Origin of the sequence: Pseudalkalibacillus sp. R45 (assembly GCF_052246725.1) — a bacterium.
Classification (GTDB): Bacteria; Bacillota; Bacilli; order Bacillales; family Fictibacillaceae; genus Pseudalkalibacillus.
On record NZ_JBQQCL010000007.1, the window covers coordinates 173,145 to 199,813 of the forward strand.

Annotated in this window: 24 protein-coding genes; 22 read left to right on the forward strand and 2 right to left on the reverse strand. The window is 43.7% G+C overall.

Going from position 1 to position 26,669, the window contains the following annotated elements:
- The first annotated feature begins 4 nt into the window (after positions 1-4).
- From ACTWQL_RS14115 to ACTWQL_RS14125, 3 genes are all read left to right on the forward strand, one after another.
- Entirely contained in the window at positions 5-961 is a 957-nt protein-coding gene (locus tag ACTWQL_RS14115; protein ID WP_443143069.1) for a GNAT family N-acetyltransferase, read from the forward strand.
- Between the two features lie 375 nt (positions 962-1,336).
- The gene (locus ACTWQL_RS14120) at positions 1,337-1,594 is read left to right on the forward strand and encodes a hypothetical protein (protein WP_443143070.1); all 258 of its coding nucleotides are present in this window, start codon (positions 1,337-1,339) and stop codon (positions 1,592-1,594) included.
- Positions 1,595-1,665: 71 nt separating this feature from the next.
- Positions 1,666-2,892: an MFS transporter gene (locus ACTWQL_RS14125; RefSeq protein WP_443143071.1), complete on the forward strand. Its 1,227-nt coding sequence runs from the start codon at positions 1,666-1,668 to the stop codon at positions 2,890-2,892.
- Here ACTWQL_RS14125 and ACTWQL_RS14130 read toward each other — a convergent pair.
- Positions 2,856-3,800 carry an AEC family transporter gene (locus ACTWQL_RS14130; RefSeq protein ID WP_443143072.1) on the reverse strand — a complete coding sequence of 315 codons (945 nt, stop codon included), beginning with the start codon at positions 3,798-3,800 and terminating at the stop codon, positions 2,856-2,858. The genes ACTWQL_RS14125 and ACTWQL_RS14130 overlap by 37 nt on opposite strands.
- A 378-nt stretch (positions 3,801-4,178) precedes the next feature.
- On the opposite strand from ACTWQL_RS14130, the gene fabI reads away from it, so the two are divergent.
- A complete protein-coding gene (gene fabI, locus ACTWQL_RS14135; RefSeq protein WP_443143073.1) occupies positions 4,179-4,958 on the forward strand; it encodes an enoyl-ACP reductase FabI in 780 nt (259 codons plus the stop codon).
- Positions 4,959-5,289: 331 nt separating this feature from the next.
- Here fabI and ACTWQL_RS14140 read toward each other — a convergent pair whose 3' ends face one another.
- Positions 5,290-6,849: a SpoIID/LytB domain-containing protein gene (locus ACTWQL_RS14140; RefSeq protein WP_443143074.1), complete on the reverse strand. Its 1,560-nt coding sequence runs from the start codon at positions 6,847-6,849 to the stop codon at positions 5,290-5,292.
- A gap of 239 nt (positions 6,850-7,088) precedes the next feature.
- Between ACTWQL_RS14140 and murQ the strand changes: the two genes are divergently transcribed.
- The 18 genes from murQ to ACTWQL_RS14230 all read left to right on the forward strand — a co-directional run bounded on the left by murQ (position 7,089) and on the right by ACTWQL_RS14230 (position 26,618).
- Positions 7,089-8,003: an N-acetylmuramic acid 6-phosphate etherase gene (gene murQ, locus ACTWQL_RS14145; RefSeq protein WP_443143075.1), complete on the forward strand. Its 915-nt coding sequence runs from the start codon at positions 7,089-7,091 to the stop codon at positions 8,001-8,003.
- Between the two features lie 39 nt (positions 8,004-8,042).
- Positions 8,043-9,359 (forward strand): sugar ABC transporter substrate-binding protein, encoded by a 1,317-nt coding sequence (locus tag ACTWQL_RS14150; RefSeq protein ID WP_443143076.1) that lies wholly within the window; start codon positions 8,043-8,045, stop codon positions 9,357-9,359.
- 25 nt (positions 9,360-9,384) lie between these two features.
- Positions 9,385-10,431 (forward strand): carbohydrate ABC transporter permease, encoded by a 1,047-nt coding sequence (locus ACTWQL_RS14155; RefSeq protein ID WP_443143077.1) that lies wholly within the window; start codon positions 9,385-9,387, stop codon positions 10,429-10,431.
- Between the two features lie 14 nt (positions 10,432-10,445).
- Entirely contained in the window at positions 10,446-11,420 is a 975-nt protein-coding gene (locus tag ACTWQL_RS14160; protein ID WP_443143078.1) for a carbohydrate ABC transporter permease, read from the forward strand.
- Positions 11,420-13,003, forward strand: a complete 1,584-nt coding sequence (gene nagZ / locus ACTWQL_RS14165; RefSeq protein ID WP_443143079.1) for a beta-N-acetylhexosaminidase — start codon at positions 11,420-11,422, stop codon at positions 13,001-13,003. The genes ACTWQL_RS14160 and nagZ (ACTWQL_RS14165) overlap by 1 nt, the downstream gene beginning before the upstream one ends.
- A 140-nt stretch (positions 13,004-13,143) precedes the next feature.
- Positions 13,144-14,010, forward strand: coding sequence for a MurR/RpiR family transcriptional regulator (locus tag ACTWQL_RS14170; protein ID WP_443143080.1), 867 nt, complete (start codon positions 13,144-13,146; stop codon positions 14,008-14,010).
- A gap of 8 nt (positions 14,011-14,018) precedes the next feature.
- Positions 14,019-15,197: an anhydro-N-acetylmuramic acid kinase gene (locus tag ACTWQL_RS14175; RefSeq protein WP_443143081.1), complete on the forward strand. Its 1,179-nt coding sequence runs from the start codon at positions 14,019-14,021 to the stop codon at positions 15,195-15,197.
- Between the two features lie 24 nt (positions 15,198-15,221).
- Complete coding sequence (gene nagZ, locus ACTWQL_RS14180; protein WP_443143082.1) at positions 15,222-16,940, forward strand: beta-N-acetylhexosaminidase; 1,719 nt, start codon at positions 15,222-15,224, stop codon at positions 16,938-16,940.
- 10 nt (positions 16,941-16,950) lie between these two features.
- Positions 16,951-18,012 carry a serine hydrolase domain-containing protein gene (locus ACTWQL_RS14185; protein WP_443143083.1) on the forward strand — a complete coding sequence of 354 codons (1,062 nt, stop codon included), beginning with the start codon at positions 16,951-16,953 and terminating at the stop codon, positions 18,010-18,012.
- Positions 18,013-18,024: 12 nt separating this feature from the next.
- On the forward strand, positions 18,025-19,437 hold the full coding sequence (gene glcD / locus ACTWQL_RS14190) for a glycolate oxidase subunit GlcD (RefSeq protein WP_443143084.1): 1,413 nt from the start codon (positions 18,025-18,027) through the stop codon (positions 19,435-19,437).
- On the forward strand, positions 19,434-20,726 hold the full coding sequence (locus tag ACTWQL_RS14195) for a (Fe-S)-binding protein (RefSeq protein ID WP_443143085.1): 1,293 nt from the start codon (positions 19,434-19,436) through the stop codon (positions 20,724-20,726). Before glcD ends, ACTWQL_RS14195 begins: the two co-directional genes overlap by 4 nt.
- Before the next feature lie 574 nt (positions 20,727-21,300).
- Complete coding sequence (locus tag ACTWQL_RS14200; protein WP_443143086.1) at positions 21,301-22,563, forward strand: Y-family DNA polymerase; 1,263 nt, start codon at positions 21,301-21,303, stop codon at positions 22,561-22,563.
- Between the two features lie 17 nt (positions 22,564-22,580).
- Positions 22,581-22,913, forward strand: a complete 333-nt coding sequence (locus tag ACTWQL_RS14205; protein WP_443143087.1) for a YolD-like family protein — start codon at positions 22,581-22,583, stop codon at positions 22,911-22,913.
- Positions 22,914-22,985: 72 nt separating this feature from the next.
- Positions 22,986-23,531, forward strand: a complete 546-nt coding sequence (locus ACTWQL_RS14210) for a hypothetical protein (RefSeq protein ID WP_443143123.1) — start codon at positions 22,986-22,988, stop codon at positions 23,529-23,531.
- A 383-nt stretch (positions 23,532-23,914) separates the two neighbouring features.
- Positions 23,915-24,784, forward strand: a complete 870-nt coding sequence (locus tag ACTWQL_RS14215; RefSeq protein ID WP_443143088.1) for a cupin domain-containing protein — start codon at positions 23,915-23,917, stop codon at positions 24,782-24,784.
- A gap of 180 nt (positions 24,785-24,964) precedes the next feature.
- Positions 24,965-25,171: a hypothetical protein gene (locus ACTWQL_RS14220; RefSeq protein WP_443143089.1), complete on the forward strand. Its 207-nt coding sequence runs from the start codon at positions 24,965-24,967 to the stop codon at positions 25,169-25,171.
- 74 nt (positions 25,172-25,245) lie between these two features.
- Entirely contained in the window at positions 25,246-26,016 is a 771-nt protein-coding gene (locus ACTWQL_RS14225; protein ID WP_443143090.1) for a hypothetical protein, read from the forward strand.
- Positions 26,017-26,036: 20 nt separating this feature from the next.
- Complete coding sequence (locus ACTWQL_RS14230; RefSeq protein ID WP_443143091.1) at positions 26,037-26,618, forward strand: 2'-5' RNA ligase family protein; 582 nt, start codon at positions 26,037-26,039, stop codon at positions 26,616-26,618.
- Positions 26,619-26,669 lie beyond the last annotated feature (51 nt).

The window sequence follows — 26,669 nt, forward strand, 5'->3', positions numbered from 1 at the left end:
TCGTATGAACTTTGTAAGATGGGATGAAGAGGCATTGCCTTTGGAGGAATTATGTGAATTGTGGAATGAAGAAATGGGAAGGGATTTCCCAATCACGGAAAGATTATTCCGAAAAAACAGTCTTGATTGCCCTTATGTGTTTTCAGAAGGATCCTGGTATGTAATGGAAGAGGAAAAACTCATCGGCTTCATTATAACCAAGTATACGAAAGATAACGAAGATCATTTGCCGCCTAACATTGGTTGGATTCAGGCATTACTTGTAAAGGGTGAATCCCGTAACAACGGTATCGGCGATCAATTATTGAGAAAAGCTGAACAAGCATTGGCAGCCGTTGGTGTTGTTAAAATCATACTCGGAAGGGATGTCCATCATTACTTCCCTGGAATTCCGTCCACCGTCCCTAACATGCCCCAATGGTTTGAAAAACGAGGGTATGTTGAGGTGAATAAGGTGAAAGACTTTTATCGTGTTGCTCCTGAATATGTTGAAGAGATTGACCCAACAGAAATTACAATGACGGAATTAAAGAAGAGCGAGGAGATGCAATTCCTGACATTCATGGAAGAGTCGTTTCCTGGACGATGGGAACACGAGGCTCAGGAGTATTTTAGCAAGGGTGGAGATGGTTCTCATTTTATCGCAGCAAAGGATCGGGATGAAATAATAGGGTTTGTTCGTGTGAATGATTTGAATAGTCCTGTCATCGGTCCCAATATATACTGGTACCGGTTGTTTGAAGAAAAGCTCGGAGGTATCGGTCCATTAGGTATCAAAAAGTCACATCGTAAAAAAGGATATGGTAAAGCAATCGTCCAACAAGCGATCAACACAGCGGTTGAACGCGGCTGCCGACACCTCGTCATCGACTGGACCGAGTTGGATGAATTTTATCAGTCCTTCGGTTTCAAGCCCTGGAAGGAATATAAACAGTATGAAAAATTCATTAGAAAAAACTAGCTCTTCTTCTAAAGTACCTTCCGTTTGATGAAGGTGCTTTGTCTTTTGATGGATCGGTTACCCAAAAAAATTTCTAAGCGATTTTAAGAGCATAAAGTCGTTAAAACTCATTCGATAATGAGTTTAGTTTTTTCCTAAGCTTCTAACAAGAAGCAGTAGTATTCAACCGAAGACCATAATAGCTGCGGAGTCTTGCTTTGCTAGATTTCCCCCATTAGTATCGCGAATTGAGCTTAGAGAATTTTTCACTAAAATTATAGAGATGAAATATTTTACCGAATGAAAATAAACTTTATATTAAATCTTTATGATTTTGGGTATTTAAAAGAGATAGGTGAACGAAAGGTATAAAGTAGTTTTATAGAGGAGGACATCATGAACATTTCAAGCCCACTCAGTTTATCAGCAATAATTCTAATAGGAATAGATTGTATTTTGATTTTAATTGCCGTATTCAGCTACGCTTTATCCAGAGAAATGATTTTACTTGTCAGTCTTATTGCTCTTCTCTTAGCACTTTTTGGAAAAGTAAGAGGGGAGAATGGCTATATAGCTATGATTGGATTTTGGGGTACAGCATCATTTTGTATTCTTGTACTCTTATATGCTTTCATTCCATTCTTGTTGATCTGAACCTTTTGTATTTACTTTTCCCTTACGAATAGTAAACTGGAAATATTAAACGATTCGTTAAGGGGAAAGTCATGAATAAAAAACCAGTCATCATCATTGCTCTGATTACGGCAGTTTGTGTCCTGGGAGATGCAATGATGTTCATCGTTTTACCGCTTTATTGGAAAGAGTTCGGATTAACTTCCCTCTGGCAAGTCGGAATTCTTCTCTCAATCAATCGTTTCATCCGCCTTCCGATCAATCCGTTGGTCGGTTGGTGTTATTTACGGATGAATAAACGAACAGGCGTCCTTCTGGCTGTCATTTTAGCCATGCTAACAACCTTCTCTTATGGATGGCTGGTAAGCTTTTGGCTATTATTCATCATGAGGGCTTTGTGGGGTGTCGCCTGGGCATTCCTACGGTTAGGAGGTTATCTTACCGTAATCGATACCTCGACAGACCGAACAAGAGGACATCTTGTCGGCTTATACAATGGGCTATGGGGATTAGGTGGTTTAGTCGGAATGCTAGCAGGAGGCATACTTGCTGATTTAGTCAGTATTCAAACCGTCACTAATACATTCGGTTTCATGGCTTTAATCGCCATTCCTCTAGTACTGAAGTACGTTCCTGCAATTCCAGCCGAGTCAGAGAATACTCCTATGAAAAAAGACAAACAATCCAGTGAAGTTACGAGTGACAAGCAAATCTTCAAAAAGCCACAGGTTTTGACTATCCTTTGTTCAGGGTTACTCATTCCGTTGATCATTTTTGGGATATTCGCTTCAACGCTAAGTGCGATGATCGATTTCCGATTATCTGAATCATTCCTATTCCTTGGGGTGACAGTCGGGGCAGCTTCTTTTGCAGGAATCATTCAAGCGATCCGCTGGGGTTGGGATCCATTTTTAGCACCATACATCGGGAAAATTTCAGATTTGAAATGGGGAAGGAAACCATTATTGATTCTAGCTTTATTCGGTGGTGCTGTGTTTTTTGCGCTAATCCCATTTGGTGTTTCTGTTTACAGCTTGTTATTCCTTTTACTCGGATTCCAGATCATGTCAACCATGATGGTAACACTGAATGATTCGATCGCTTCTGATGTAGCATCGCAAACGTCCAAGGTCAGAGTGATCACGGCATATACCGTTGCAGTGGATTTCGGATCAGCAACGGGACCATTATTGAGTTTCCTGATCATTGGATGGATGGGAATTGATGTACTGTACTGGGGAACGAGTGGATTATTATGTTTAATAGGTCTGTTTTGGCTCAATCAGTTTAAAAATGAAAGCCACTTAATAAGGCCATAGAGAACACTAATCGTCATGATCGAAAGTACGGTAGATACGGAAGAACCGACTGATGCAAAGTATGGGTCTCCACCATATTTGCGTGCATACAACGCTATCGTTGGTGCGGAAGGTGTGGCAGCGACAAGAACAGCGACGAGTAAGAGAATTTGATTGACGGGAAGAAAGATGAATGGCACAAGACAAAGTGGAATGACCAACAGTCTTGTAATGACTGCCGACCATAAGTATGTGTTACAAAGGTAATTCCGAACCTCCGAGGCATTCAAATTGGCAAGCAAGATTCCAATGATCAGCATGGAAAGTGGCACGGTTGGGAGGCCAACGGTTTTAAAAAGGTTATGGAAAGATACTGGCCATTGATAGGGCAGTAAAAACATGAAGAATCCAACGGTCGTTGCAATAACACCTGGATTAAGGAAAAGCCATCTCCAAGAAAATGAAGTATTCCTGCGGCCGACTACATATATTCCATAAGTCCAAATTAATATGATGTACAGAAAATTGAACACTGCAGTGTATAGAATTCCGATTTCTCCAAGCAGGATATAGATGATCGCATAACCGATGAATCCTTGATTCCCGAATACGATCAAACCTTCATACACACCCTTCTGATCCTCCGGAAGGGTTGCTTTTTTTCGTAATAAGATTCCAGCAGCGCATGCTATGAAAATGGCTGCAAGGGATAAGCCGATCAGCCAGCCAAACTCGTGCATGTACTTTGGGTCATATGGAAAATCCATCGAGTATAAGATGAGGGCGGGCAATGTGATGTAAAGGACAAGCTGTGTGATGACATAATCCGAAGAGTCTGGAAGGATTTTTGTTTTGCGCGCAACATAACCGACGATTGCAATCAAATAAAGCATCACCATTTCTCCGAGCAAAGAAAGCATTGCGCCCATAAAATCCCCCCAATGCAGGTTATGAGATTCATTAGGCTTTGGTGAATGGTGTGCTTTTTTAAAACCAAGTTATATAACTAAATCTTCGCTAATAAACAGAGAAGATAGAGGGGAAAATGAACAAAAACAGATAGGGCTGAGATTCATGAAAAAGTTCTTTTTGAGGGGCGGTAATGATGGTCAAAAATGCCCAGGTGCAAGTCCGACCCTTCGAAAACAGACAGGTTAGGGGTCTGCAATGTTGAAGAACCGTGTAAGCAGCTGCAATGACATTTATACTGTTTTAAAGTCGAGTTGTTGTGTTATAATCATTCTGGTAACTGGTACTATAACTAGCTGCTAAACATTACTTACTACATCGTTTCATTGGAGGACATCATGGAAGATTTACTCAAACTGAAAGATAAGAATATCGTGATCATGGGAGTTGCAAATGAGCGCAGCCTTGCATGGGGCGTTGCAAAATCTCTCTATAAAGCAGGAGCGAACCTGATTTTTACATACAGGAAAGAACGTTCTCTCGGAAAACTGAACAAAATCCTTGAAAAAGATAACCATGAAGCAAAGCTGATCGTTGAATGTGACGTGAACAATGATGAGAGCATCCAGGCAGCATTTGCAAAAATCGGAGAGGAAGTAGGTACAATTCACGGCGTGCTCCACTCGATCGCTTTTGCCCATGCAGAAGACCTGAAAGGTGAATTCATCGATACGTCGAGGGAAGGGTATGCTTTCGCTCAAGATACGAGTGCTTATTCTCTGATAGCTGTTTCAAAAGCGGCTCAGCCTCATATCACGGAGGGTGGATCGATCATCGCAATGAGCTATCTGGGCGCTGAGCGTGTCGTTGAAGGATATAACGTAATGGGTGTTGCAAAAGCGGCGCTTGAAGCTTCTGTAAGATATTTGGCATCAGATCTTGGGAAACATAACATCAGGGTCAATGCAATTTCAGCTGGAGCGGTTCGGACTCTTGCTGCTAAAGGAATCCCTTCATTCAATCAGATTCTCCACGAGATCGAGGAAAACTCTCCATTGAAAAGGAATGTGACCCAAGAAGAAGTTGGCGACATGACGCTTGCGCTGATCAGCCATCTTTCACGTGGCGTCACCGGGGAGATTGTGTACGTAGATTCAGGCTATAATATCATGGGATAGATTTTGAGCGCTGCTTCGCAACGAAGCAGTGCTTTTTTGAATTTATTAAGAAAAAACTCATTTCCGAATGAGTTTTGACCACTTTTGAGCTGGAAGTGGTTTTTTCCTTGTCGGATGTCGTGGTCTTGAATTGGAATAACGCTTGCTTCAAGACGATATGTCTAAAAGTTGATCACCTATGTCTAAAAAAATGAAGAGAAGTCTAAAAATCTTGTTGTAAGTCTAAAAAATCGCAAATAATTCTAAAAATCTTAAATTAAGTCTAAAACTTAAAATTAGAAAATAATACAGTAAAAACGACCGGCGAAACTCCGCCGGTCACCAATATTTTTTAATACTGCTTTTCTAAGGTGATGTCTTGATAGAAATGGTTGAGGATCTCTTCGTACGTTGCGCCTTTCGTTGCCATGCCGACTGCACCGGTTTGGGAAAGCCCCACTCCATGTCCCCAGCCTCCGCCATAGACTTTGAAGCTTGGTGTTTCAGCTTTCTTATCGACTGGTTCGACAAAGAACAACGTGCTGAGCAATACACTTTTTCCACCGCTTGCATTGATATACTTCATCGACCAGCGGATTTGATCTTTTTGCTCATAAAAAGTACCCCCATCAGTGACGTATTCGATCTCGAGAACACGCCCTGAGTTGGATCGCTCCAATACATTTACTGCATAAACTTCTGTAATCTCAGCAGCAAAGTATTCGCTTAAGACATCTGCCAGTTCTTCATTCGTCCATTCGAATGTCCATCGGTGATACTTCGACCAATCGGACTCATAATCTCCTGCTCTGACAGCACGAAGCGAGGTTGGATTAGCATGATTTTTGAATACCTCGAGTGTTGGAACATGTTCAATTGCTTTACCTTTATTGGAATCCGGAACGCCTCTCAAATATTCGACTGCATCTGAACTCCAGATATCCTCATTGTTTGCAGTGTAGCCGCCGGTAGTAGAGTGATAGACGGCGGTAATGAGTCTGCCATCATGCATAGCGACCATTCCTTCAGATTCCTGGACAGCTTGAGTAGAAATCGGATGTTCTGCTTCATACCCGCCATACACTTGATCGGATGGTGTCGGCAATAAATCGTAACCGTCTGAACTTCTCTTCCCAAGGTTCGCTAACGTATAGGTACGCGCTGCGACTGCCTGGGATTTTTGTGCTTCCATTTCTCCGTAAGGGACTGGTGGAAGTTCACGCGGAACTACACCATATAAATACAGTTCGATCGGCAGTTCATTGACGCCAGCTAAAGTCCCCTGGCTGTTATAAATGACTTCCCCGACACCTCTGTATTTTTTACCGCCGATTTCGACCAACCCATCTGTTGAAGTGATTTTCACAGGTTTTTCAGTTACATGCTCGTTGCCTTGATATGTAACTTTCATCGTTGAAATACCAGTTGAATACGTTACAACCTTCCAGAATGAATCACCTGCAGCTAAACCGTTTGCGATTACTTCATTTCTGAACTCATTACGGTCACCCCAGCTTGCGTCTGCTGGGAACTTCCCGATAAAAAGTCTGTACCCACCATTATAGTCCTCGACATAGGTTTCATATCCACCGATTTCAGCACGCATGAGCCAATCGTCAACATAAGTTTCACTCGTCGTCCAGGCAACTTGCAACCGGTAGGATGTGTCAACTGTTCCTGTACTTTCAAGAGCTACAGTTGCTTCGCCATTTTCCCCCTCAATTAGTGTTTCTCCACCGATCTCGGCAATCGTAAATGAATCGTCACTTCCTAAGGTAATCGTTTCAGCTGTAGGAATGACTCCGATTCGGATATCCTGGCCATCATCTGCCTTCGCAGACTGAATACCTGAAAATGAGAAAGCGCTTACACAAAAACATAACAATGCAAGAAACAAACTTCTTCTGAGCATGGTAAAACCTCCTCTAAGATTTAGATTATTTTGGGTACGAAGACAAAATTCGTCAAATGACTGAAATATCCTTTTAAAATAAATTTAAAAAACATAAAAAAAAATTTTAAAAAAGAAGGAATCTAGGCAAATAGACCGAAATATTATTTTATGAAACACTGAAATCAACTAAAACAAGTGATCAAAAAGGGGGATGGAAGGGGGATCACGTTTAAAATTTTTTACAATTGAGGTGTCCTATGGAGTTAGATTTGACGTCATTAACGACAGAACAACGCAACTTGCAAACAAACAGCATTGACACCCTCGGTACACTGGACATTTTGACGGTGATCAATCAAGAGGACCAAGGTGTATCTCTCGCAGTGAAGAAAGTTCTGCCCCAAATAGGAGTAGCTGTCGATCTCATCTCTCAAGCATTCGAAAAAGGTGGGAGATTATTTTACATAGGAGCCGGAACGAGCGGGCGATTAGGGGTGATCGATGCTGCTGAGTGTCCTCCAACATTCAGCACACCGCCGGAACAAGTACAGGCCATCATTGCCGGTGGGGCTGAGGCGATGTTTGATGCGATTGAAGGAGCTGAGGATGACAGCCGGCAAGGCAGGGTTGATCTTTCAACACGAAATTTGACTAGTGATGACGTTGTTGTAGGCATCACGGCAAGCGGGAGAACCCCATATGTCATAGGAGCACTTGAAGCGGCGAAAGAACTTGGCCTGAAAACGATCAGCCTAAGTTGTAATCCTGATTCGGTCGTCTCAAAGGTTGTTGATCAAAGTATCGAAGTGGTCGTAGGTCCGGAAATATTGACAGGATCCACAAGGATGAAAGCAGCTACCGCCCAAAAAATGGTGTTAAACATGCTGACGACAGCATCGATGATCAAAATGGGGAAGGTGTATGAAAACCTCATGGTCGATGTCAATGCAACAAATCTGAAACTGATGGAAAGAGCGAAAAACATCGTTTTGACCGTAACTGGAATTACGTATAAAGATGCTGAAGAATTACTTGAGAAGACGGGTTATGAAGTAAAAACAGCGATTGTCATGCATAAAGCTGATGTGCCGCTTGTTGTCGCAAAAGAAAGTATCCAGAAATCAAATGGGTTTGTCAAAAAGGCGATTGAAGCCGCCAAACGTTTCAACTAAAACGTGATACTATTAAAATTTGGTAAGGGGGATTCACAAATGAAGAAATGGTTGATGGGATTCTTATCGTTGATGCTGATTCTAGGGATTTTCGCAGGTTGTTCAAATGATGATGCGTCAAAGGAGACGGATTCGGAAGATTGGAAGGACTGGGAAGGAACGATCACGATGTGGGAAGGACCACGTTGGGCTGATAAAGATGATAACAAGTACCACTGGATTGAGGATAAGATTTCTGAATTCAAAAAGGAATACCCAAATGTGAAGATCAAACTCGTCAAGACACCTTGGGCTGAAATGAATGATAAACTTAGCGTCGCGATTGCTGGACGTGCTTGGCCGGACATCGCACCTGTTGATATCAGTGGTGGTTCTGTAAACCAGAACCACATCAAGCAAGGGGTTATCGCACCATTAGACGATTATTTCACAGATGAAGATAAAAGTGATTTCTACGAAAATGCATTAGAAGCTTATACAACTGATGGAAAACTTTACGGCGTTCCCACATCTATAAGTGTCCATGCAATGCTTTTGAATCTCGATATCTTTGAAGAAAAAGGCGTTGAACCTCCAAAGGATGGTAAATGGACGTATGATGAGTTCGTTGAAAAAATGAAAGCGCTGACAGGTGACGGTGTTGATGGATTCTCTACGTATATCCTTCCAGGTTACTATGAAGCATGGCCGTTCTTGCTGATGGATGGTGGTTATCCATTAAATGAAGATATTACGGAATATACGTTTGATTCAGAAGAAGCAGTAAGCGGCTTGCAAAAACTTGTCGATCTTAAGTTCAAGCATGATGTAACACCGGAAAGTATGGGTGGTCAGGATGTCGGCGGTACATGGAAAGCTTGGGCTGCATCCGATCAACGTACTGTAGCTGTAGAGCCTTGGGCAACTTGGGCGATTGCATCAGCACAAACAGAAGATTTCAAAACGAACTTCATGGTTGCTGAATATCCGACAGGTGAAACGGGTGAACCAGTCACAATCGGAGGAGTTGGCGGTTATGTCATGTTCAATTCGAAAGATGATGCGAAAAAACGTATGACTGCTGAATTCATCAAGCATATCACGAACACGGATGAGCAAGTGACGATGGCTAAGAATTACGGTACATTCCCTGCTAGGATTTCTGCAGCTGACCAAGAACCATTTGCGGATAACCCTCAAATGGCGAGAGCACAAGAGCTTTCTCAACATGCTGTACCAGTTCCTCGCCATGAAAACTGGGCACGTATCGATGAAGCGATCCAAAAAGAACTTCAGTTAGCTCTTAATGGTGAAAAAGAACCGGCAGAAGCATTGAAAGCTGCTGGCGAATCAGTAGAAAGTATCCTAAGCGAATAATTATTATCCCATGGGGTTGGCTCGTTTGACAGTTGAAACATCACCACTTGATGGAGTGGGGTACCGACTGTCGAGTCAATCCCTACAATTTTACATACACAATTATGTCCTTGGTTTAGAAGGGAAGTGGGCAACCTTGGAAACAAAACCTGTAACCACAAATAAAGTTGAACAAACACCCGTCCGTAAGACACGATCAAACTCGTTGTTGAAAAGTATGTACAAAAACAGAGTCTCATACTTTTTTTTGATGCCGAAATTATTATTTTTCTTCCTATTCATGTTGGTACCGATCGTATGGGCTTTCATTCTATCCTTTCAAGAATTCAATATCATGGGTTCAACATGGGTAGGCTTTGATAACTATATAACTGCTTTTCAAAGCAAAGTTTTCCAAATTTCCTTGTGGAACACATTCTTGTACACGATCGTCACCGTTCCGGCATTTGTGATCACTGCGTTGGTCATTGCGTCACTCGTGCAGCCTCTAGGAAAGCTCTCACAATCCTTTTTCAGGGCTGCGTTTTACTTACCGACCGTTACATCAATGGTCATCATCGCAATGGTTTGGAGATGGATGTATAACTACCGTTTCGGTATATTCAACCATATCATCGGATGGTTTGGCATTGAACCTGTCAACTGGCTTGGACAAAGTGATTCTGCGCTTCCAGCCTTGATGATCATGTCGATCCTGATTCCTCCTGGGGCAGGTATCATCATCTATTTAGCAGCAATGAACGATATTGATCAATCATTATATGAAGCTGCTAAAATTGATGGGGCGAATGCATTACAACGATGGTTGAAAATCACAATCCCGATGTTGAAGCCGACAACGTTATATTTGGTCATACTGAGTACGATCGGTTCATTCCAAGTTTTTACGCAGATCATCATGATGACCGGTGGAGGTCCTGGTAATGCGACCGAGACGATCGTCCATGTCATTTATAAAACCGCATTCCGAGACTTCAAATTCGGTCTGGCATCTGCACAATCCGTAATCTTGTTCTTCATCATCATGGTGTTTGCGATCTTCCAATATCGCTCGTTGCGAGATCATCATTAAGGTAGGAGGTAATTATGAAACCAAACCAAGTCAATCAAAAAGTCGGAAAACTATTGATCTATGTCACGCTCATTTTCATGGCGATCGTTTCATTGCTTCCTCTTTATTGGGTGTTTGCAACATCGCTGCAATTACCGAGTTATCAGAATGAAACAATGGAGCAACCGGTAAACTATGTAGAATCCACACCACCTAAATTGTATCCTGTAGGTGTGAAGGAATATTTTCAACAATGGCAAAAACGCGAAGCGGCAAAAGATGCTGGTGATGTAAGCCAAGCTGCTTACCATGATGAAAAGATGAAAGAAGTCGTTTCAAAGACGTTCGAAGGGTTCACTATCTTATTCGAACGGACGAAAATTATGAAGTGGCTGTTGAACAGTCTCTATATATCCATCATCACAACCATCGCTATCGTTTTGATTGATACGATGTCAGGCTATGTCCTGGCGAAGAAGAACTTCCCAGGAAAAATGCTCATCTTCTGGTCGATCATCGCTACGATGATGATTCCAGAGCAAGTCACGCTGGTACCGACCTTCATGATGGTCCAGAAATTGCAACTGTTCGATACGCATTGGGCTTTGATCTTTCCAAGCCTCGCACTTGCCTTCGGGGTATTTTTGATGCGTCAGTTCCTGCTTGCGATTCCTGATGAGCTGATCGAGGCAGCTAAAATCGATGGGGCCTCGGAGTGGAAAATTTTCTGGACGGTTATCATACCACTTGCGAAACCAGCGATGGCTGTACTTAGTATTTTTACGTTCGTGTTGATGTGGAATTCATTCCTCTGGCCGATCATCGTGTTGAATGATGAAAATCTCCTCACGTTGCCGGCTGGGTTGAAGACCTTGCAGGATGCGAACCTTGCGAGCTTCAAATTGCTGATGACCGGTGCAACAGTTGCAGCAATTCCGATGATTGTATTCTTCCTCTTATTCCAACGTTATTTCGTAAAAGGATTATCTATGGGCGGGGTGAAACAATAATGGACTTAAAGCAAAAAATAGGACAATTGATGGTGTTCGGCTTCAAAGCGGAACACCCATCCAAGCTATCTGATGAAATCAAGGCTTTAATCGAAAATCATCATATCGGCGGGATCATTCTATTCGGTCGAAATATTGGAACACCTGAAGAGATTCAGGAACTGACAACTACCCTGCAAACTACTGCAAAAAACGCAGGTCAGGAGCAACCATTGTTCATCTGTATCGACCAGGAGAATGGCGTCGTTCGTCGATTAGGAGAAGGGACAACTGTTTTTCCTGGAGCGATGCTGCTTGGTGCGACAGGCGAACCGGAGCTTGCTTTTGAGATCGGGAAAGCCTCAGGGCAGGAATTGCTCGATTTGGGCATCAATTGGAACCTTTCTCCTGTCGTAGATGTAAATAACAACCCTCACAATCCTGTCATCGATGTGCGTTCGTTTGGCGAAAAACCGGAAATGGTCGCTGAATTCGGAAAGCAGTTGATGAAAGGGATGCAAGCCTCAGGGATCATCACCACCTTGAAGCACTTCCCGGGTCATGGGGATACAACAGTGGACTCTCATCTTGCGCTTCCGGTCATACCGCATGAATTGGAGCGATTGCGGAAAGTCGAACTGCTGCCGTTTAAAGAAAGCATCGATAGTGGTGCGGATACTGTGATGTCTTCCCATGTCTATTTTCCGTCGATCGAGCCTGAAGAAAATCGTCCAGCAACGATGTCGAAGGCAGTCATGACTGGGCTTTTACGGGAAGAGCTCGGGTTTGATGGTGTCATTACAACCGACTGTATGGAAATGAAGGCGATTGCGGACGGTATCGGAACCGCTCAAGGAGCAGTAGAAGCAATCAAAGCTGGGGTCGATCTGATTATGATATCCCACTTGCCAACCTTGCAGCATGAAGCAATTGAACGAGTCTTTCAGGCTGTCCTCTCTGGTGAAATCGAGGAAAGGACGATTGATAAAGCTTGTGAACGTGTTATGAAGTTAAAGCAGAATTCTTTGAAGTGGAACGATACCCTGAACGAATTTATAGCTAAAGATACCCATAAAGTTATTGCTGAGGATGTTATGAAAAAAGGGATCACGTTGCAAGAAAATAAGAAAGGGCTCCTTCCCTTACCGAAAGAGAAAGACTATCGGATTCTCGTCATTTATCCAGAAAATAGTTATTTGACGCAGGTTGAAGATGAACGCTTTGCAGAACATGCGCTTGGTGAATTGGTTAAAGAATTGAATCCGGCAGCAAAAGTCGTTTCCGTTTCCCAGTTCCCGGATCAAAGCGAGATCGATTTCATGAAAGTTCTGGCAAACAGTGCAGATACGATCCTCGTCGGAACGCTTTCCGCAACACGTTCTGAAGGGCAGCAGAGGTTGATGCAGGATATGATGAACCTTCATAAACCTGTCATCCATATCGCGATGAGAAGTCCATATGATCTTGGACTTTTTCCTGAAACGGATGTATCTGTCGCAACTTATGAGTTTACTACCCCTGCATTGCGATTGGCTGTACGTGCGTTATTCGGACTCGAAAAGGTGACCGGTACATTACCCGTGACGGTCCAGAAGATGAAATGATAAATAAAGGCTGATCACTAAAAGGTGGTTGCTGATGGAAAGTTGTAAAGAAAGATGATGAAACCTATTTCCAAAAGTAAGAATCTTTGCGAAAGCAGCCTTACTAAAAGAGCCTAGAGAGAAAAGCAGGTGAACATTAGATGACGAATACAACTGGTGGTCTCGTCATGTTGAAGGAAATGCTCGAGAAACTGCCGCCCTCAGAGAAAAAGATTGCATCGTATATCTTGAACAATCCGAGAGCCTCGATTTCTTGTACAACAAGTGAGCTTGCCCAATTGAGCCAAACGAGCAGTGCGGCGGTGATCAGGCTCTGTAAATCATTGGGGCTGAAGGGATTCCAAGAGTTGAAACTGAAAGTCGTAGGTGACCTCCAAAAGAATGTAGAGGAAGGTTACCGCGATATTCAGCCTAACGAAACACATGCCTCAGTACTGGAAAAAATGACGAACAACAGCATTCAATCATTGAAGGAAACGGCTGAAGTATTGCATTTAAGTGAACTGTCCAAGTCCGTTGAGGCATTGGAAAAAGCCGAAACGATTCACTTTTTCGGAGTAGGAGCTTCAGGAATCATTGCAAAGGATGCCCAGCAAAAATTCCTTCGTATCAATAAAAAAGCAACGGCATTCTCAGACCTCCATATGGTTGCGATGCTTGTCGGGAATGTGAAGCCGGAAGACGTTGTCGTTGGGATTTCGTTCTCTGGTGAAACGATGGAAGTCGCACAAATTCTTGAACTTGCCAATAAAAGAGGCGCGACGACAATCAGTCTGACAAAATACGGATCTTCTAAAGTTTCCGATCAAGCGACGATCAAACTTTATACATCTGCATCGAAGGAAGCGACTTTCCGAAGTGGTGCGACCTCATCACGTCTGGCACAGCTCCATGTCCTAGACATCTTATTCATGTGTGTTGCATCAACGCAGTACAATGAATCGATCCAATATCTGGACGAGAGCAGGGATGCGATCCAATATATCCAGCAAAAGCAAAGGAAATAGGTGGTTCGATGTTAAAAAGATTATCCAAGGTCGTGAACGAAGAACGGAAACTTGCTGTCGGGCTGATGTCCGGAACCTCACTTGATGGAATTGATGCCGCTCTGGTTGAAATTATAGGTTTCGGTCCCGGAACTAAGGTCCGTTTATTAGACTTCGAGTCAACATCCTATTCAGTTGAAGAACGGCGACAATTGATTGCGCTTTGTGATCCTGTTTCTTCCACTGTCGAAAAAATTTGCAAGATGAACATCATCCTTGGTGACCGTTTCGCTGAAGCGGCCCTTGCAGTCATACAGAAAGCCGGATTGACCCCAGAAGCTGTCAGTTTCATCAGTTCCCACGGCCAGACGATCTATCATTGGCCGGAAGAACAAGCAACCTTACAAATTGGTGAACTAGCAAATATCGCAGCCAAAACTGGTATTCTCACTGTAGGAGATTTCCGTCCGAGTGATATGGCGTATCAGGGCCAAGGTGCACCGCTTGTTCCGTTCGTCGATGCGCTGTTATTTTCACATCCAACCGAAAACCAGGTGCTGTTGAACATCGGTGGTATCAGCAATTTGACGGTAGTACATGCAAAAAACTCATCTGCAAAGGAAATCAGCGCATTCGATGTTGGACCTGGAAACGTCCTTATCGACGGTGCCGTCCGCCATTTGACTGCAAACCAACAAACGTATGATCTAGATGGAACAATTGCCTGTAAAGGGAACGTTCATTACGATTTGCTGATGATGCTCATCCAGGAAGATGATTTTTTAGCCGTGAAGCCACCGAAAAGTACGGGAAGAGAGCTTTATTCCGAACAACGATTAGCAACTATTCTCAAGAAAGCTGAAAACCTGTCACTCTCAATTGAGGATACGGTTGCAACGATCACGGCTTATACTGTCGAGATGATTTCTCAAAGTCTAGAGTTATATGTACATAAGGAACAAAAGATCCATGAATTGATTGTTTCTGGAGGAGGCGCACATAACCAGGCGATCATGGATGGCTTACGTCAAGCCTTGCCTTACAAAGTATCAAGGATGGATGATGTTGCATTCACTGGGGACGCAAAGGAGGCTATTGCGTTCACAGTCCTTGGGAACCAGTTCCTCCATGGGGAAACAAACAATCTTCCATCTGCAACTGGGGCGTCCCGGAATGTCCTCATGGGTAAGCTCGTTTTGCCGTCTTAGTATTCAGCCTTAGGAGGTGTTGTAATGAAGCGGTCGATTCGATGGACTTTTATAGCTGTTGCATTCCTCTTACTGGCGATTCTATTAAAAATAACTTTCTTTTCAAGCGACAGCGTTTCGGAATGGGGTGATGTCCGTTCCCAAGCTGAAATCGAAGCCTACATGGATCAAATGACGATGGAAGAAAAAGTTGGCCAGTTATTGATGCCGGCGATCCGTGAGTTTGATGAAGTACCTGTGACAGAAATGAACGACGAATTAAAGGAATTGCTTGATACCTATCAACCTGGGGGGATCATCCTGTTTCGTGAGAATGTACGGTCGCGGCAACAAGTTAAACAATTAAATGGAGCACTTCAACAAGAGAGTGAAGTGCCTTTACTCATTTCAATTGATCAGGAAGGTGGTTTAGTGACACGTTTATCTTATTTCCCTGAACTCGCTGGAAACATGGCGTTAGGGGCAACGCAAAAACCTGAGCTTGCAAGGGAAACAGGGGAAGTACTGGGTGCTGAACTTAAACAACTTGGGATCCACATCGACTTTGCACCTTCTGTAGATGTGAACTCCAACCCTCATAATCCAGTCATCGGCATTAGAGCGTACGGGGATGATCCCGATCGTGTCGGGGAAATGGGGGTGTCGTTCATGAGCGGCTTACAGGATGCTGGGGTAATGGCAGTTGCTAAACATTTTCCAGGTCACGGTGGATTGGATCTGGATTCGCATTACGTCTTACCTGTCAGTGACCAATCACTTGAGGAATTGCATCAGACGGAGCTGCCCCCTTTCCAAATGTTGCTTGATGAAGGTGTAGGAGGGGTGATGACTGCTCATATTACTTTTCCGAATATTGATCAATCAGAATTCGTTTCCCTGAAAGACGGTTTTCCAATCAAGGTGCCTGCAACTACATCAAAGAAAATCGTAAAGCAATTGCTTAGGGATGAAATGAAGTTCGATGGTCTTGTCTTTACGGATTCCATGGAGATGAAGGCGATTGCTGATCACTTCGGGCCTGGAGAGGCTGCTGTTCAAGCTGTTCTCGCTGGCGTGGATGTGATTGTCATGCCTGACCATCTGAAGGTTGCATATGACGCGTTACATAACGCAGTGGAAGAAGGCAGGATATCTGAAGAGCGTCTGGATGAATCTGTCCGACGTATATTGAAAGCCAAAGTAAAATGGATTGATGAAGATACGAAAGCACTCGATTTTTCTGTCACGCAACGTGCTTTGGATCTTGAGAAGAAAGTTGCAGAACAATCGATCACGCTGGTAAATAATGCCGGGAACACAGTGCCATTATCGCCTTCTTTGGATCGCGCTATTACGATCGTATCAAGTGATGCCGGTAACCTTGAAGCGATGAAAAATGCGCTATGGAAACACCATAAGAAACTGAACCTTATTCAACTGAAAAGCAGTGCCTTGACATCAGAAGAAAAAGAAAAGCTAGAAAATGGAGACGTAACGATCATGGTCACGGAGTCGACAACTGTCCTTGGTGAGGGGCAGTCTGAATGGAAGAAAGCTGTATTGAACGAAACTATTATACATTCAAATCAGACGATCCTTGTAATGGCCAGGAATCCATATGATGCTGCAGTCCTTACAGATGCTGATGCTGTTATTGCGCAATACTCAGATCATCATGCATCCTTTCAAGCGACAGCAGATGTGATTTTTGGAGAAAAAGAAGCTAGAGGTAAGCTTCCGGTCAATTTAGAAGGTATAAAGTGAGGTGAATTCGATGGGGATGAATGAAGAATTGGATACCATTTTAGATAAAGCAAAAGAGGTACCCGGATGCGTGTTGAAGGTGGTGAAGGATGCTCAACAGGTTTATGCAAGTGCTGCCGGTTTCAGCCAGACTGTCCCCCTCCAATTGCCGATGACGATGAATACTGTTTTCGATATTGCCTCCCTCACCAAAATTGTGACATCCACGATGATTCTTCGCTTGATCAGTAATGGTGATTTTCAACTGCACACACACTTGGATGAACTTTTAGGTGAGCAAAATGCCGTTTTACAATCACATTTTAAAGAGATTTCTATTTTTCAGCTTTTGACCCATTCATCGGGTCTGCTGAATTGGCATCCTTTTTATACAGATCGACAAGATTTATTTTCACAACTGACGAAGTTCGAGTCGCAGGTGTTTTGTAAAGAGAGTGTCGGGTACAGTGATCTGAACTTCATATTGCTTGGTAAGGTGATTGAAAAAACGACGGGTGAACCATTGGAACAAGCGTTCAATCGTTTGATCAAAGAACCGCTGAATTTAAATACAATGGCCTATGGACCAGTTGATCAAGGAAATATAGCGGCGACGGAATTCGGCAACCAGATCGAAATGAACATGTGTGAGGAGCGAAGGCTTTTCTTCGATAATTGGCGGAACACCAAGGAGCCTCTTTGTGGAGAGGTCAACGATGGGAACACGCATTACTTTTTTAACGGCGTATCTGGACATGCTGGTCTCTTTGCGGATATAGAGGATGTTTGTAAAATCGGACGGATCTACACCGAGCCTGATTTAGCAGAAAAAGCAGGTATCGATGAAAAATTCATTGAAGCTGCAGGAACGAACCTGGTTGGGAACCGCGGTCTCGGCTTCGAATTCTCATCTGTCTTTCCGGAAGGATTCGGACATACAGGTTTTACAGGAACGTCGATGTTCATCCATCCTTCCACGAAGGCTGTCACCATCCTGCTTACAAACCGTTTGCATCAAACAAATCCAGGAAATATCAATACGTTGCGCACAGCTGTTCATGAAACGGTGTGCCGCTATCAAATGACAACATAGGAGGTGAAAATTATGCTGGATCCCTCTTTTGTAGAGCGATTGATCGAAATCATCGGTAAAGAATACGTTCATTCAGACCGTGTTTCGCTTTTGTCTTACTCATATGATGCAACTCCTAATTATCAATCGCTTCCAGAGCTGATCGTAGAACCAGGCTCTACTGAACAAATTAGTAAAATGGTGAAACTCTGCGCCGAGTTCAGTGTTCCAATCGTGCCACGAGGATCAGGGACCAATCTGTGTGCTGGCACCGTACCGACAAAAGGTGGTATTGTCCTGCTCTTCAACCGGATGGCATCGATTCTGGAAATCGACGATGAAAATCTGACGGCTACAGTCCAGCCAGGTGTGATCACCCAAACCCTTTCCGAGGAAGTAGAAAGGCGGAATTTGTTTTACCCGCCGGATCCCGGGAGTATGAAAATTTCAACCATCGGCGGAAACATAAGCGAGTGTTCTGGAGGATTGCGTGGTTTGAAGTATGGTGTCACAAAGGATTATGTCCTTGGATTGACTGCGGTTATGGCGAATGGAGAGATCATACAAACTGGAGGAAAGCTGGCGAAGGATGTAGCAGGCTATGATCTGACAAAGTTGCTGATCGGTTCTGAAGGTACGCTCGCTGTGATTACCGAAGCGATTTTAAAACTGGTCCCGAAGCCGGAGACGAAGAAGACGATGCTCGCTCTTTTCGAAGATATCGAGCGTGCAGCACAAACCGTCTCGGATATCATCGCTGCAAGAATCATCCCCGCAACCCTCGAATTTCTCGATCAAGGAACGCTGAGGGCTGTCGAAGATTTTACACACGTCGGCCTCCCGACGAATATGGAAGCGGTGTTGTTGATTGAACAAGATGGGCATGCGGAAAGCGTCCGTCAAGATATCAAGCGTATCCAGCAGATTTGTGAAATGAATGGTGCAAGCTCGATTCAGGTTGCTGCCACTGATCAAGAAGCAGAACAATTGATGACTGCAAGAAGGACAGCGCTCACTGCCTTATCAAGGCTGAAGCCGACGACCATCCTCGAGGATGCGACGGTTCCACGCTCACGTGTTGCAGAAATGGTACGGTTTGTCAACGAAGTAGCGAGTAAATATGACCTGATGATCTGTACGTTCGGACATGCCGGGGATGGGAACCTGCATCCGACATGTGTGACGGACATTCGTAATGAACAAGAGATGGAACGGGTTGAGCAAGCATTTGAAGAAATCTTCGGAAAAGCGATCGACCTGGGCGGAACGATCACCGGCGAACATGGGGTCGGCATGATGAAGGCGCCTTATCTTGCATGGAAAATCGGAGAAAGCGGAATCGATGTCATGAAGGGCATCAAACAGGCCCTCGACCCACATAACCTATTGAATCCAGGTAAAATGTTTACCGAGAATGCAAGGAAACGGATTGTGATCAAGTCATGACGAAAACGTCTACATTACAAAAAGAATTCCAAGACCGCATGGATTATGATGAATTGTTGAATTGCACCCGTTGCGGCTTTTGTCAGCCGACTTGTCCGACTTTCATCGAATCGAACCGGAAAGAATCTTCTTCTCCACGCGGAAGGATCGCTCTGATGAAAGCAGTCGTGGATGGTGTGATGGAACCAGATGAAGGATTCGAGCGGGAATTGAGCCTTTGTCTCGGATGCCGTGCATGTGAAACAGCTTGTCCATCTGGTGTCAAATACGGACAATTGCTGGAAGATGCGAGAGCAATCGTCGCTGAACAGAAACAGCTTCCTTTTTTCAAACGGGTGACGCAGCGTTTTCTCTTACATACGTTGATTACGAACCGATTTCTTTTGAAAGGCGGCGTCTTTTTCTTATGGCTGTATCAGAAGTCAGGGTTGCAGCGGCTGGCCCGTAAGACCAGGTTGTTGAAGCTGGTTTCTTCATCGATGTTCGAGATGGAAGGTGCATTGCCACAAGCTCCTTTTCCATTCAGGCAGCTGAAATCATCAGACCGTGATGCCGATCGGGCGGTGGCTCTTTTCCGTGGATGTATCATGGATGCGTTGTTTTTGAAGACGAATCAGCATACCGTCGATTTGCTGGAAGGCACAGGGCATTCAGTGGATATCCCGGCTAGGCAGACATGCTGTGGGGCGTTGCACGCGCATGCTGGTGATCGTGGAAAAGCTGTAGAGCTCGCGAAAGAAAACGTCCGCGCATTTGAATCAGGGGAATTCGAGCAGATTGCGACAAATGCAGGAGGCTGCGGCGCCTTTTTAGCCGAGTATCCGCATTTGTTGAAGGATGAACCGGGATGGAAGGAAAGAGCAACCGCCTTTTCCGCTAAAATCAAAGACATTTCAAGCCTCGTGGCAGCCGCGGATACCGGTAACGCCTATAAAATACCGGAGCAGAAGGTGACATATCAGGATTCCTGCCATTTGAAGCACGGCATGCAGGTACACACTAAGCCGCGTTCACTGCTCCAAAATATTGATGGAGTGGACTATGTCGAGCTTCGTAATGCTAGTATGTGCTGCGGCTCTGCTGGCATCTATAATCTGATCGAAGAGGAGATGTCCATGCAGATCCTCGACCATAAAATGGAGGACGTCCAGAAGACGGGCTCGGCTGTCATTGTTACCTCGAACCCCGGCTGCCTCATCCAGATGCGTCTCGGGATCCAGCGAGCTGGATTGGAGGACCGTCTGGAAGCCGTTCACCTCGTCGATCTTTTGCATAAGGCAAAACAATGAACAGAAGCCGTAACTGGTGAGAGTCCCAGTGCGGCTTTTCTTTATTGTAAGAAAGTATATGCTCTTTCTTAAGTTGGTAGAGCCCGTGAAAATTAGAGGACATCTGTTCCGTTATTTGTGACAAAATGGGGTGATCGGAAAAATTAGAGGACAACTGTTCCGTTATGCATGGGAAAATCGTCTCTTCGTAGATGATTTAAGGTGAATAAGGTCCCTGGTGTCCGCTAAATTTTGATAACACAGGGTTTTCGACCGAATAAGGCCTCTGGTGTCCACTAATTCAATCAGTGAAAAATCTTCTTGCTCTCAGAAGGCACATCCATCGCCAAAGGTTAAGCTTTGCCAGGTTTTCTTTAATTATTCGCAGCAAATCCAGGATAATTCACAGCAAACCAAAATTTTTCCGGTGAAACTTTCAAATATCGTTGATTTCTAGGTCTGTGACCCTACCCAACGTTGGTCATTTGCAAAAAAATAGGTCTTCGGTGAAAATTTCCAGTGGCAAGCGAACGTATATTCGCTTACAATAAGACATAAGATATAGAACAAACGTTCTTATTGGGAGTGACTGAGGATGGAGATTGATTATTCGACCTTTGAAAAACGAACGATCCTTTGTATTGATATGAAAAGCTTTTTCGCAAGCTGCAGTGCGGTAGAAATGGGACTCGACCCCCTGACATGCTACCTTGTCGTCGTAGGCGATACGGAACGGCAGGGGAGTGTCGTACTCGCAGCCTCTCCGATGATGAAGAAGGAATTCGGGATTCGTACAGGGAGCCGCTTGTTCGAGGTACCTGATGATCCGCGCATCCATGTCGTCAATGCACAGATGCGTTTATACCTAAGACGTTCGACTGATCTGACACGTTTGTTCAACCGATACGTACCGAAGGATTCCATCCATACGTACAGCGTTGACGAAAGCTTCCTTCAAGTGGATGGAACCGAACGCCTTTGGGGAGATGGGTGGGAGGTTGCGCGCCGGATCCGGGAAGAGATCTGGGAAAAATACGGCCTGCCATGTGCCATCGGAATCGGACCGAACATGCTGCTCTCGAAAATCTGCCTTGATCTTGAAGCGAAGAAAAAAGGGATTGCAGAGTGGAGGTATGACGACGTGGAACAGAAGCTGTGGAAGGTTTCTCCGCTCAGCAATATGTGGGGAATCGGTCCGCGTTTAGAGCGAACGTTGAACCGGATGGGTATCATGTCTGTCGGGCAGCTAGCGCACTATCCGTTGAAAATGCTTGAAAAGAAGTTCGGAGTTATGGGGAACCAGCTTTACTATCATGCATGGGGCGTGGATCTCTCAGAAATCGGTGCTCCCATCATGCAAGGGCAGATCAGCTATGGAAAAGGGCAGATTCTGCTCCGTGACTATAAAGACCGGAAAGAAGTACAGCACGTCATCCTCGAAATGTGTGAAGAAGTCGGCAGGCGTGCAAGGACAGCACGCAAGGCGGGCCGTACAATCAGTCTCGGTGTCGGCTACAGTAAAGATGAAGCCGGCGGAGGATTCCATCGGTCACGGACGATTGCCGAGCCGACGAACATCACGATGGACATCTATCGCGTGTGCCTTGAGTTGTTTGATGAATTTTATACAGGCGAGACCGTCCGTAAGCTTTCAATCACCCTTTCGAATGTCTGTCCGGATGATGAAATGCAGCTTTCCCTGTTCGAGCTCGACCGTCCGAAAAAGCGGACCCTCGGCTACACGATGGACCAGATCCGAGAAAAGTACGGCGGGGACTCCCTTTTACGTGCAGTATCATACACACCAGCTGGAACCGCAAGACATCGCAGCCGTCTTGTCGGTGGACATAAAGCGTAGAAAGGAGTGTCAGCTAAATGGGAATTCGTGATCGCGGCAACATCAAATGGACAGCGATGATGCTTCCGGAGCATGTGAAGCTGCTCAGGGATTGGAAGGAAGAAGATCGCGTAAAGAAGAAACCCGAGCTCGATGAACAGAAACTTGAAGAAATGAATGAAATCATCCACGAGGCGATGGCGTATAGCCAGACGTTATCCTTCGTCTATTTTGACAATTATGAATACCGTATTCTCGTCGGCAACATCCATTACGCAGACCCCGTCCGGAAAGAATTGCGGATTGTCGATGAATTCGGTGACCGGCATGACCTCAAACTGCAAGACATCCTCGATATCCGTTATTTATAAATGAAAACCGCTCTCCAAAAGAAGGAAGCGGTTTTACGGCTATCGAAGTATATCCTTCACGAGGTGATAAATGTGGAAAATCACATCCAAACACAATTCGAAAACCTACAATCAAAGGATAAACAAGTACAATACGACGCGTACCAAGAGATCCTCGAAGCGACCAAGGAGGAAGTCGACTGGGCGTATGAGGTCTGGAACGAGTTGAAAGAAGATTTAACACACCCGGACAACCATCAGCGGTCGAGAGCCGCTCAGTTTCTTGCCAATTTAGCGAAAAGCGATCCGGAGAAACGGATGCTTGATGATTTCCCGGCGCTTTGGACTGTGACTAAGGATGAAAAATTTGTCACAGCAAGACACAGCCTGCAATCCATCTGGAGAGTCGGGCTCGCGGGATCCGAACAAAAAGAGATGGTCATCCATCATTTGGTGCATCGTTTTCATAGCTGTCTGGATGAAAAGAACTATACCCTGATCCATTCGGATATCCTCCAAAACCTAAAGCATTTATATGAAGAACTTGGAGATGAGGAAATCAAACAGACAGCCATGACCTTGATTGAGACCGTTGAAGATGAAAAATATAAAAAGAAATACAGAAAAATATGGAAATAGAGCAGGAAAATTTCATGGAAAAAGAACTAAAACGAGCCATTCATTTGCGCAAAGAAAACCAGAAAGCGGAATCAAATCGCAAAGTTTTCTATTCCATGACCTTACATAACCTAATGACCTTGAAACCGCTATGGAATTGCTTCTGAAAAAGCTTACCTCGAGACCACAAGCCCATGAAATAAAGAGATATGAAAAAGCCATTCGGTTCTACGCTGATAAATTGGATCAAGTATGGAGAGAGGTAGGCGTAGAGCCTAATGAGCTGACAGGTGCTTAAGATCGTGAAGTACATTCTCTAGGCATATTGCATAGGATATTTAAAAATCTGTGAGGGAATGAGTTAAATGTACTATGCTCCCAATATGCACCCGTATCCATATTATATGAACACCCAGATGAATAACGCTTCCTTGATGCAAAGAACCCCTCAAGGGAATGGTCAACAAATTGTAGAAGCGATTCATGCTGGTATAAAAGGAAAAGCTGAAACGATTGATCTTTATAGCCGATTAGCAAATGTTGCTCCGAATCAAAATGATAAAAATGTTATTCTTCATTCTTTGGAAGATGAAAAATCTCACTTGAAACAATTCACGAATCTGTATAGCATGCTGACTGGCAAACAGCCTGACTATGAAATCGACCAAGTTCCGTTCAGCACTTATGGAGAGGGACTACAAAAGGCATACGAAGCAGAGTTTAAGAATCATGAAGAAGGACGTAAGAATTATATACTTACTCAATATTCACCCTTTCAAAATGTATTTTATAGGGTTTGTCATGACGAGATGGAACATGTGAGGCGTATTGGCTTTCTTTCAAAGAAGAAAAGCCGTATTCCGTTAAAGGATTATGGAACAAAACCGTTCGTAGTGAATATCGAGGATGCTACCCTGCAAAATAATACGTTTCGAACCGCTTTATGGACGGGGAATAATTTGCAAGTTACCTTGATGAGTATCGGTGTTGGAGAAGACATCGGTTTAGAAGTTCATCCGACGGTCGATCAATTCTTGCGTATCGAACAAGGGCAAGGATTGGTTCAAATGGGCGATAGAGAAGACCAATTGGATTTTGAAGAGAGGGTTTATGATGATTATGCCATCATGGTGCCAGCTGGTAAATGGCATAATTTAACGAATACGGGAAGAAAACCACTTAAACTGTATACGATTTATGCGCCGCCTGAGCATCCATTTGGTACGGTCCATGTAACGAAAGCAGACGCAATGGCAGCTGAAGAAAACCACTAGGTAAAACTCAATAGACAGAAATGAAGCTGGGGATCGCTCTCCAGCTTCATTCTATAGTAAAGGGCAAATAAGGTTGTAGTTGAATGAATCCAAAAAACACAGAAAAAAAGATTGAGTAAACACCATCTATTTGAAATAATTGGTATTAAAGTTCCTGTATGAATCATTAGGGGTGAGGTTATGAAAGAAAATTTAAAACTGGCATGGGTGGCGTCTTGGTGTGCACTTGTAGGGCAGTTAGCTTTTTTTATTGGAGTAGCTTTTTTTACTGGAGAATGGCGGTATATTCTTTGGAGTTTTATAGCGAGTATGATGGCAGGTGTCCCTTGTATGATTCTAACCTGGAAAGCTCAAAAGAAAGCAAACCTAAACCAGGTGAACAAATGAAAGAAATAATGCCGTAAATAATCATTGAGTTGATTTTCTTAATTAGAGAAGTTTAAAAGGAGAGGTATTTGAGTATGTTGCCACCGAAAGAGATTCTTTCTACATGGAGGAAATTCGATCGTTTTCCAATGGAAACGTTAACGAAAATATGGGTTTACAATAATGGAAGTAAAAAGAAGCAACGAGATGTTTCCCAAATGAAAGAGCATAGGGAGCAGTATGGGATCACAGGGAATTGTTTTGATCTTGCCATCTGGTTGTTAGATGAATTTAAAAAGGATGGAATTGAGTCATACCCTATTGGTCATGATCTAGGAACCGAAGATGCTCATGTTGCAGTGATGGCTTTGGATGAATTCGGCAATCGGTTTTTGTGTGATTTAGGAGACCAATGGTTGAAACCGATTTTAATTGATACTAGATCTGAGGAATTTACAGCTGAGAAGCTTAGTGGCTTTTTTCCAGCTGCGGAAATCCAGGTTAGACCGAATGGTAAGAACATAGAAATTCTGTACCATAGACCGAATGGCAAAGTTTCTAATCAAGAGTATAACATTACAACGATTGAAATGGAATATTTTATGCAAGCAGCTGAAGTCTCACAAAACGTGATAAACCCAAAACCATTATTGGAATGCAGGGTTCCCTATAAAGCTGAAACAGCCCATTGGGAATTTTACAACTGGGAGAGCTTTCTAAGTACCAGTGAAGGTTTGTTCAACGATCCAAAATTAAACACCATTGAAGAATGGGTAGCAAAGTTAAACGAAAAAACGGGTTATGACATTCGTTTTTTAGAAAACGCATTGAAGCAATATGATAGATTTCCAAAAGTTGATTCATAATCAAATGGAGAGGTGATGTAATGAAGTATGCAGTTGAATTATTTTTTGATGAAAAGACAGAAGGTTATGTGAAAAGTATTTGGGAGGGGTTAAAAAACAAAGGGATTACATCCAAAATGGCAGACATTCAAGAAATAAGACCTCATATCACCTTAGCTGTTTACCATGAAGGAATACCAATCGAACAGTACATACGAACATTTAAAAATGCAGTGGATAAGTTATCCTCCTTTCAGGTCAAGTTTGAAAGTATATCCGTGTTTCCACCGTCGGGAGATTTTCCAACATCTGTTGTATTTGCACCTCCAACGATGACCACCCAATTATTCAATTTACATCAACAATTTTATAAGGATTTTCAAGAGTATACCGCTTATGCGAATGAACTTTATCTTCCAGAGAGTTGGACGCCCCATTGCACATATGCGATCGGACTTGACGATGATGCAGTGATTAAGACGCTAAACTTTTGTCATGACCGGTTTGAACCAAAAGATTGCATGATCACAGAGATAGGACTCGTTGAAATAAGAATGGAAGACCTAATCCCTAGTAGTAAGACGATTTTTTCAAAAAAGTTGAAGAATGTATGTGAGCAATGATGTTCAATGGGATCATTTTAGCTATTCTGGTCTTTTTGTTTCCGTTATATT

Coding starts and splice junctions, on each gene's coding strand:
- ACTWQL_RS14115 (WP_443143069.1), top strand. CDS start 5: ATGAACTTTGTAAGATGGGATGAAGAGGCATTGCCTTTGGAGGAATTA.
- ACTWQL_RS14120 (WP_443143070.1), top strand. CDS start 1,337: ATGAACATTTCAAGCCCACTCAGTTTATCAGCAATAATTCTAATAGGA.
- ACTWQL_RS14125 (WP_443143071.1), top strand. CDS start 1,666: ATGAATAAAAAACCAGTCATCATCATTGCTCTGATTACGGCAGTTTGT.
- ACTWQL_RS14130 (WP_443143072.1), bottom strand. CDS start 3,800: ATGGGCGCAATGCTTTCTTTGCTCGGAGAAATGGTGATGCTTTATTTG.
- fabI (WP_443143073.1), top strand. CDS start 4,179: ATGGAAGATTTACTCAAACTGAAAGATAAGAATATCGTGATCATGGGA.
- ACTWQL_RS14140 (WP_443143074.1), bottom strand. CDS start 6,849: ATGCTCAGAAGAAGTTTGTTTCTTGCATTGTTATGTTTTTGTGTAAGC.
- murQ (WP_443143075.1), top strand. CDS start 7,089: ATGGAGTTAGATTTGACGTCATTAACGACAGAACAACGCAACTTGCAA.
- ACTWQL_RS14150 (WP_443143076.1), top strand. CDS start 8,043: ATGAAGAAATGGTTGATGGGATTCTTATCGTTGATGCTGATTCTAGGG.
- ACTWQL_RS14160 (WP_443143078.1), top strand. CDS start 10,446: ATGAAACCAAACCAAGTCAATCAAAAAGTCGGAAAACTATTGATCTAT.
- nagZ (WP_443143079.1), top strand. CDS start 11,420: ATGGACTTAAAGCAAAAAATAGGACAATTGATGGTGTTCGGCTTCAAA.
- ACTWQL_RS14170 (WP_443143080.1), top strand. CDS start 13,144: ATGACGAATACAACTGGTGGTCTCGTCATGTTGAAGGAAATGCTCGAG.
- ACTWQL_RS14175 (WP_443143081.1), top strand. CDS start 14,019: ATGTTAAAAAGATTATCCAAGGTCGTGAACGAAGAACGGAAACTTGCT.
- nagZ (WP_443143082.1), top strand. CDS start 15,222: ATGAAGCGGTCGATTCGATGGACTTTTATAGCTGTTGCATTCCTCTTA.
- ACTWQL_RS14185 (WP_443143083.1), top strand. CDS start 16,951: ATGGGGATGAATGAAGAATTGGATACCATTTTAGATAAAGCAAAAGAG.
- glcD (WP_443143084.1), top strand. CDS start 18,025: ATGCTGGATCCCTCTTTTGTAGAGCGATTGATCGAAATCATCGGTAAA.
- ACTWQL_RS14195 (WP_443143085.1), top strand. CDS start 19,434: ATGACGAAAACGTCTACATTACAAAAAGAATTCCAAGACCGCATGGAT.
- ACTWQL_RS14200 (WP_443143086.1), top strand. CDS start 21,301: ATGGAGATTGATTATTCGACCTTTGAAAAACGAACGATCCTTTGTATT.
- ACTWQL_RS14205 (WP_443143087.1), top strand. CDS start 22,581: ATGGGAATTCGTGATCGCGGCAACATCAAATGGACAGCGATGATGCTT.
- ACTWQL_RS14215 (WP_443143088.1), top strand. CDS start 23,915: ATGAACACCCAGATGAATAACGCTTCCTTGATGCAAAGAACCCCTCAA.
- ACTWQL_RS14220 (WP_443143089.1), top strand. CDS start 24,965: ATGAAAGAAAATTTAAAACTGGCATGGGTGGCGTCTTGGTGTGCACTT.
- ACTWQL_RS14225 (WP_443143090.1), top strand. CDS start 25,246: ATGTTGCCACCGAAAGAGATTCTTTCTACATGGAGGAAATTCGATCGT.
- ACTWQL_RS14230 (WP_443143091.1), top strand. CDS start 26,037: ATGAAGTATGCAGTTGAATTATTTTTTGATGAAAAGACAGAAGGTTAT.